Source organism: Halalkalibacter alkaliphilus (genome assembly GCF_023555415.1).
Lineage (GTDB): Bacteria > Bacillota > Bacilli > Bacillales > Bacillaceae_D > Halalkalibacter > Halalkalibacter alkaliphilus.
In genome coordinates, this window is the sequence record NZ_JAKRYL010000028.1 from 48,298 (window position 1) to 55,402 (window position 7,105).

The 7,105-nt window shown below is 37.3% G+C and carries 8 protein-coding genes and 1 riboswitch; of the genes, 5 read left to right on the forward strand and 3 right to left on the reverse strand.

All coding sequences use genetic code 11. The features are described 5' to 3' along the window. Window positions 1-15 precede the first annotated feature (15 nt). On the reverse strand, window positions 16-864 hold the full coding sequence (proC, locus tag MF646_RS20020; protein WP_338035519.1) for a pyrroline-5-carboxylate reductase: 849 nt from the start codon (window positions 862-864) through the stop codon (window positions 16-18). 656 nt (window positions 865-1,520) lie between these two features. Between proC and ssuE the strand changes: the two genes are divergently transcribed. Further along, window positions 1,521-2,054: an NADPH-dependent FMN reductase gene (ssuE, locus tag MF646_RS20025; protein WP_250098273.1), complete on the forward strand. Its 534-nt coding sequence runs from the start codon at window positions 1,521-1,523 to the stop codon at window positions 2,052-2,054. A gap of 133 nt (window positions 2,055-2,187) precedes the next feature. Beyond that, on the forward strand, window positions 2,188-2,502 hold the full coding sequence (locus MF646_RS20030; RefSeq protein WP_250098274.1) for a hypothetical protein: 315 nt from the start codon (window positions 2,188-2,190) through the stop codon (window positions 2,500-2,502). A 74-nt stretch (window positions 2,503-2,576) separates the two neighbouring features. Here the strand turns inward: MF646_RS20030 and MF646_RS20035 are convergent, their stop codons facing one another. Then, window positions 2,577-3,557 carry a 2-hydroxyacid dehydrogenase gene (locus MF646_RS20035; RefSeq protein ID WP_250098275.1) on the reverse strand — a complete coding sequence of 327 codons (981 nt, stop codon included), beginning with the start codon at window positions 3,555-3,557 and terminating at the stop codon, window positions 2,577-2,579. Between the two features lie 159 nt (window positions 3,558-3,716). After that, window positions 3,717-3,831, forward strand: a riboswitch (TPP riboswitch). 130 nt (window positions 3,832-3,961) lie between these two features. Here MF646_RS20035 and thiC point away from each other — a divergent pair. From thiC to MF646_RS20050, 3 genes are all read left to right on the forward strand, one after another. Further along, on the forward strand, window positions 3,962-5,746 hold the full coding sequence (gene thiC, locus MF646_RS20040; protein WP_250098276.1) for a phosphomethylpyrimidine synthase ThiC: 1,785 nt from the start codon (window positions 3,962-3,964) through the stop codon (window positions 5,744-5,746). Window positions 5,747-6,050: 304 nt separating this feature from the next. After that, entirely contained in the window at window positions 6,051-6,422 is a 372-nt protein-coding gene (locus MF646_RS20045; protein ID WP_250098277.1) for a hypothetical protein, read from the forward strand. 5 nt (window positions 6,423-6,427) lie between these two features. Beyond that, complete coding sequence (locus MF646_RS20050) at window positions 6,428-6,568, forward strand: hypothetical protein (RefSeq protein ID WP_250098278.1); 141 nt, start codon at window positions 6,428-6,430, stop codon at window positions 6,566-6,568. Between the two features lie 72 nt (window positions 6,569-6,640). Here the strand turns inward: MF646_RS20050 and MF646_RS20055 are convergent, their stop codons facing one another. Beyond that, window positions 6,641-7,009 carry a DUF779 domain-containing protein gene (locus tag MF646_RS20055; RefSeq protein WP_250098279.1) on the reverse strand — a complete coding sequence of 123 codons (369 nt, stop codon included), beginning with the start codon at window positions 7,007-7,009 and terminating at the stop codon, window positions 6,641-6,643. Window positions 7,010-7,105 lie beyond the last annotated feature (96 nt).

Consider the following 7,105-nt stretch of genomic DNA (forward strand, 5'->3'; position numbering starts at 1 on the left):
TATTTTTGCAAAATATTACCTTAGTGTATTTTCTGGTATCGTAGACATCTCTTTAGTAATTTCTCTTGAACGTTCAGCTGCTTGTTTAATACACTCAATTATAATTTCCTGGAATCGTTTGTTTTCTAATACATTTAGTCCAGCTTCAGTGGTTCCTCCTGGGCTTTTCACATTGAGATATAGCTCTTTTGGTGTTTGGTTTGAGGATTTTAACAAGTCGATAGCTCCCTGTATCGTTTGCAAGATTAATTCTCTCCCCAATTCTTGCTCCAAATGAAGTTCTTCTAACGAATGAAACATGCCTTCAACTAAATAATACATATAGGCAGGACCGCTTCCAGCGATAGCCGTGATACTGTCCACATCTTTTTCTAGTACTTGTTTCACGGTACCAACTGCTTTAAACAACGATTCTGTGACTGCCAGATGTTTATCGCTGACGTATATGCCTGGAGAGATAACAGTTGCTGATGAGCCGACTGCTGCTGATGTATTAGGCATCACTCGAATAACTGGGGCTTTATGACCTAGTAAGTATGAAATATAATCAGTAGTGATTCCAGCGAGCACTGAAAGGATTAGTTGGTTTTCTGAAGTGTACGATCGAATAGTTTTAATAGCTTCTTGAACTCCAGCTGGTTTCATTGCGAGTATGACAATATCAGCTTCTGCTAAGACTTGTTCATTGCTTGAGCTTACTTGTACACCGTATTTTTCTTTCAATTCAAGAAGGCGTGCTTCGTTTTGACGGTTTGTTACATATATATTTTTAGGGAGCATTTTCTTTTGTTGAATTAAACCTGAGATAATTGCTTCAGCCATAGATCCTGCACCAATAAAAGCTAACTTATGATGTTGTGTCACTAAATATCATCTCCAATTGGTAATTACTTTTAACACCTTTGTTCAGTAGTCATAAATTAGTCTGCCCAGTCAAAAGGAATTGGATAAGAGTCTAGTTCGATAAATATGAGTGGATATATTACTAATTAGGTTTACGTTGGAAAGACATTGATATGGAGAGCCAAACGTTAGAGGTATTATTTTGTAAATTTCTTAAATGATTTTCCGTAAAAAATATAATGAAAATTAGATAAATGATAAAATAAATGGGCAAGGAGTAAAGGTGTTTCAAACCAGTTGGCTGATATAGTTCAATCCAAATAAAAAATGGTTCAATAATGTAGGACGTTGCAAGTGCAGAGATTAGACCTTTAAGGTAGTGATTAAGCTTAGGCTTCAGCTGAAGTAAGGTCATAATGATAATAGGCTTAGAGTTGTATCCTAAGGAAGGAATGCAGGAATTAATGGTAAAACAGAATGTTTATAATACCAAAAACCCAATTGAACGCCAAGAGAATCTAGAAAAGTTGAAAGAAACATAACAAACATAATTAAGGGATTTTGTAGAAGACGTATTATTTGACAATTAAAATGTAATTAACATACAGTTGAAAGTAAGTTATTTCCTTTGTGAAATTCAAAGAAGTTGGCATGATAAAGATAGGAGTGTGATTGGAATGGCAAAGATCGTTATAATTTCAGGTGGACCATCAAAAACAACTAGGTTAAAAGGTATTATCGATTATGCACAAAGTGTGCTAAGTGAACAAGGAATGGATGTAGAGGAACTACATGTAATTGACATTCCAGCGGAAGACTTAATTTTAGCTAAATATAACAGTGAAGCTATTTTAGCAGCGAATAAAAAAGTAGAAGAAGCCGACGCAGTTATTGTAGCAAGCCAAGTTTATAAAGCTTCTTTCACGGGAATCTTAAAAACATACTTAGACTTACTTCCACAAAAAGGGCTAGAAAACAAAATTGTTTTACCACTTATGCTAGGTGGTACGATTTCACATTTATTAGCAATTGATTATAGTTTGAAACCAGTTCTAGCTTCTTTAGGAGCAGAAAATATTGTTAAAGGTGTTTTTACACTTGATACGTGTGTAACTAGAGGAGAAGATGGAAGTACAACAATTGAGCAAGAAGCGAAAGAACGGTTAGAGGCTTCCTTCCATAAATTGGTGAAAGAACTAAAAAAACAATAATACTTTATAAAAGAACGAGCTTAAAAAGGAAGTTCGTTCTTTTTTGTGTCGTGCAGAAATGTAAGTACAGTGTATTGTACATACTAAATGTAGAAAGACCATTAAAATGAAAGTAAAGGAGTTGAAGAAGAAAATGCCGATGTTTTTCGGACAGACGGGTGCTAGTACAGGTAGTTACCAGTTACCTTTTTTAGGATTATTTGATGCTGATTTCGATGGAGATATAAAAGGTGAGCATGATGCTTACGATATATATGTAAATGAAGAATTTGTTGGAAAAAAACTACTCCTTACAGAATCTGAAAATGTAGTTGACGTTGTCAGTTTTTTAAAACAACAAGGAGTGCAGCAGGTTTCGGCTCAATTAGATGGTGACCATTATATTATTCGTTCAGAGGAATCAGAACGAATAAAACAAATTCTTGATGCATATTTGCAAAACCGCTAAAAAAAACCAGCCCCCCATTGGTGAGTACTATAATGTGCTTGGGGGGGCTGAAAAGTTTGAGACAACCTTATTGTCTATTTAATCAGCCAAGACGTTTCATTTAGCAAGCTTGGTGGTTTTTCCCCATTTAAAGCAGCTCGTAAATTTTTTGCTGCTAGTTTTGACATGTTATATTCACACTCTGTTGTTGAAGAGCCAATATGTGGCAATGTAACAAGATTTTTCAAAGTTAAAAGTGGATTATCAGGATTGGTTGGTTCATTTGTGAACACGTCGATACCAGCTGCATGGATTTCTTTATTGACTAAAGCATGATAAAGAGCCTCTTCATCAACATTTTTGCCACGGGAACCATTTATGAAAATAGCACTTTTTTTCATTTTCTGAAACTCTTTTGCTCCTATCATTTTTTCCGTTTCTTTCGTAGCTGGGACCATCAAACAAACAAAGTCTGATTGCGTAAGAAGATCATCGAATTCACAATAAGATGCTTGATACAACTCTTCAGCCTCTTTGTTTTTTGAGCGGTTATGGTAAAGAATATCCATTCCAAAGCCGAAATGAGCTCTTCTCGCTATAGCTCGGCCAATATTCCCCATTCCGATAATTCCTAGAGTTTTATGGTGTACATCTACGCCATATTGATCTGGTTGGAGAGAAATATCCCACTGTCCTGACTTTACAAACTGATCTAACTCGGGAATTCTTCTAGCAGTTGATAGCAATAAACCAAAGATTGCATCTGCTGTTGTATCGTCCAAGACTCCCGGTGTATTTGTAGCCAGTATTTTCCGTTTTGATAATTCTTCAAGGTCTAAGTTATCATAGCCAACGGATACGTTACAAACCACTTTAAGATTGGGAGCGTTGTCTAATAGTTCTTTTGTTACTTTCAATGAAAGTCCAATAATGCCATCAGCTTTTTTTAATGCAAGGTCAAAATCAGGATTTCCTATGTATTCATGGTTATGGAAACTTGTTACCTCGTACTCTTTTTCCAATTCTTTAATGACTCGTTTATCAACTCTCATATAGACAAGAACGTTTGGTTTCATAAAGACTCCTTTCAATCATAGTACGTAAAAACTTTAGCACAAAATAACTTTTTTAACCAATGTTCTATAGGCAATGAATGGAGGTACATGAAAAAATTCTAAAAAAGTGTTTGAATTTATTGTAGATTCCTATATAATGACAATGTAAATTAATTTAATAGAATTAACTAGGGGAGTCCAATGAGTTGGGCTGAGAAACATGAACGTTAAAGATTGTTGACCCTTTGGACCTGATCTGGCTCATACCAGCGTGGGGAAGTTTAAGAAAGATTTTTATTGACTATACTTCTATCAATTAGCCGGGTCCAAACCAATTTTTTGGTTCCGGCTTTTTTATGTATCTTCAGCTTCCTTCCTTTTTATGTCTAGATTTTGTCCTTTCTATTTCAAAAGGAGAGAGTTCAATGTCCACACCTTCATTAAATGAAAAAAACATTTCCATTATGTCTAGCTTTTCAGGCAGTAAAAAAGTGTATGTCCGAGGTTCAAGGTCTGACATTCAAGTGCCTATGCGAGAAATTGAATTAAGTCCGACATCAGGAACGGTTGGGGAAGAGGAAAATCCTCCAGTTCGCGTATATGACACAAGTGGTCCATACACGGACCATCATTACAAAGTTGATATAACAAAAGGGCTTCCTGCTCTTCGCAGCAAGTGGATTAAAGAACGAAATGATGTGGAAGAGTACGAAGGGCGTAAGATTAAGCCAGAGGATAACGGGTACATTTCGGCAGAAGACCCACGTGCTAATTCTCATGTCTTCCCTGGGTTAGAACGAAAGCCGTTACGTGCGAAAAACGGTAAAAATGTAACACAGCTTCATTATGCAAAAAAAGGCATCATTACACCTGAAATGGAGTTTATCGCAATAAGAGAAAATCTTGATCCTGAATTCGTGCGTCTGGAGGTTGCAAGTGGTAGGGCGATTATACCAGCAAACATCAACCATCCGGAAACAGAACCGATGATTATTGGACGGAATTTTCATGTGAAAATTAATGCGAATATTGGGAATTCTGCGGTTTCTTCATCAATTGAAGAAGAAGTTGAAAAAATGACTTGGGCAACGCGTTGGGGTGCTGATACGATGATGGATTTATCAACAGGTAAAAACATTCATACAACACGCGAATGGATCATTCGGAATTCTGCTGTTCCTGTTGGCACGGTTCCGTTGTACCAAGCACTTGAGAAGGTAAATGGGATTGCGGAGGATTTAACGTGGGAAGTATATCGTGATACGTTGATTGAACAAGCAGAACAAGGGGTTGATTACTTTACAATCCATGCAGGTGTTCTTATGCGTTACGTTCCACTAACGGTAAAACGTCTAACAGGTATTGTTTCTAGAGGTGGGTCTATTATGGCACAGTGGTGTTTATATCACCATCAAGAGAACTTCTTATATACTCATTTTGAAGAAATTTGCGAGATTATGAAAACATATGATATCTCGTTTTCTTTAGGAGATGGGTTACGACCAGGATCCATTGCTGATGCAAATGATGAAGCCCAATTTGCGGAATTAGAAACTCTCGGCGAACTAACAAAGCTAGCTTGGCAGCATGATGTTCAAGTCATGGTAGAAGGACCGGGACATGTACCAATGCACTTAATTAAAGAAAACATGGATAAACAGTTGGAAATGTGCCACGAAGCACCATTTTATACACTAGGTCCATTAACGACTGACATTGCTCCTGGATATGATCATATCACATCAGCTATTGGTGCCGCGATGATTGGTTGGTTTGGTACAGCAATGCTTTGCTACGTAACACCAAAAGAACATCTCGGATTACCTAATCGTGAAGATGTACGTGAAGGGGTTATTACGTACAAAATTGCCGCACATGCTGCTGATTTAGCAAAAGGACATCCAGGTGCACGAGTTCGTGACGACGCTTTGTCAAAAGCTCGATTTGAATTCCGCTGGAGAGACCAATTTAATCTAGCGCTTGATCCGGAACGGGCACTAGAATACCATGATGAAACGCTACCTGCTGAGGGGGCGAAAACGGCTCATTTTTGCTCGATGTGTGGTCCGAAGTTCTGTAGTATGAGAATTTCACATGACATTCGTCAATATGCGAAAGAAAATCAACTAGAAACTAGCGAAGCGATTGAAAAAGGCATGAAGGAAAAAGCTGAGCAGTTTAAGAAGTCTGGCGGGAAAATTTATCAGTAAACATCTAAGGAGGATTGACGTGGTGAAGGTGCCTGATATTCAAAGGAAAATTGATAAATTAAGGGAGGATCTGCTTTATTGGGAAACTCACTTAAAGGACGTACAAAATAAGTGTCACCATTCATTTGAAAGCACTCCGCTTTATAAAAGGTGTTTGCATTGTCAAAAGATCGAAGCTATATATTACTAGGTAGGCCATAAGGCATGGAATTAGTTTTAAGACCTTTTTAATAAATCATATTCCAATTTGGTCTCACCGAAGTACCCTCTGAACATAAACTAGTTTCAGGGGGTGTTTTTCTTTATGTATGGAAGGTATGGAAGACCACCAGGGCCACCTGTAGGCCAGCCTTATCAACCTTATCAACCTTATCAACAAAATGACAAAACTCCTAAATCTAAGAAGCCAAAGGTATCATCATACAATGTTCAGGACTTATTTACAGGGAAGAATTTAGATATTATTGCAGCCGCTTTATTATTATCTGGTAAATTAAAGGTTGATGCTGTGGAGTTATACCGATCATCACCTGTAGTTACAGTAACTTTATTAGGAGAGTTCCTTACTCCTGGAAATGATAAATCGAATGCTTTAGCAGACTTCTTAAAAGAAAATGGGGATATGACACTTGATGATGTTTTTGAAGCTTTTCAACAGAGAATTGAGGAGGATTAATTAAAATGGGAAAGAAACGATCGGGTAACTATGAAGGCGGATTTGATGGGAAAGGTTTTACAGGTGCTATTTTAGTTGGAGTATTGCTTTCTTTATTAGTATTTGGATCAAAAGATATTGAAGATTTAACGGATGCACCAGATTAAATATTTATAAATAAGAGGGCAGGCTGTGGAGAAGAATTTCTCAACAACCTGTTTTTGTTTAAAAAGAGAAGGTTACTCATTTTCCTTTTTATTTAAAAGCGCCCGTTCTTCAGCTGAAAAGACTCTTGAACGTGTTAAAAATCGTTTGCCTTCGGGGCCTTCAAGAGAAAACATTCCTCCTCGCCCTTTGACCACGTCAATAATGAGCTGAGTATGTTTCCAATATTCGTACTGTGCTGAGCTAATATAAAAAGGGCAATTACCGATTTCTCCGAGTAGTGTATCACTTTCGCCGATCATAAATTCATTTTCAGCATAACACATCGGGGAACTACCATCGCAGCAACCATCAGACTGGTGGAACATGAGAGGTCCATGCTTCTTTTTTAATAAGTCGATAAGAACGAGTGCTTCCTTGGTAGCTGTAACCTTTATTATCATATCCCCCTCCTTATCGCGGATTTGGTTATCGCATCGATTTAAATAAAAAGGAAATCGCCATTGAATGAAAAGAGAGCGAACAAGGTTGCGATGGCT

Coding starts and splice junctions, on each gene's coding strand:
- ssuE (WP_250098273.1), top strand. CDS start 1,521: ATGGCAAAGATCGTTATAATTTCAGGTGGACCATCAAAAACAACTAGG.
- MF646_RS20030 (WP_250098274.1), top strand. CDS start 2,188: ATGCCGATGTTTTTCGGACAGACGGGTGCTAGTACAGGTAGTTACCAG.
- MF646_RS20035 (WP_250098275.1), bottom strand. CDS start 3,557: ATGAAACCAAACGTTCTTGTCTATATGAGAGTTGATAAACGAGTCATT.
- thiC (WP_250098276.1), top strand. CDS start 3,962: ATGTCCACACCTTCATTAAATGAAAAAAACATTTCCATTATGTCTAGC.
- MF646_RS20045 (WP_250098277.1), top strand. CDS start 6,051: ATGTATGGAAGGTATGGAAGACCACCAGGGCCACCTGTAGGCCAGCCT.
- MF646_RS20050 (WP_250098278.1), top strand. CDS start 6,428: ATGGGAAAGAAACGATCGGGTAACTATGAAGGCGGATTTGATGGGAAA.
- MF646_RS20055 (WP_250098279.1), bottom strand. CDS start 7,009: ATGATAATAAAGGTTACAGCTACCAAGGAAGCACTCGTTCTTATCGAC.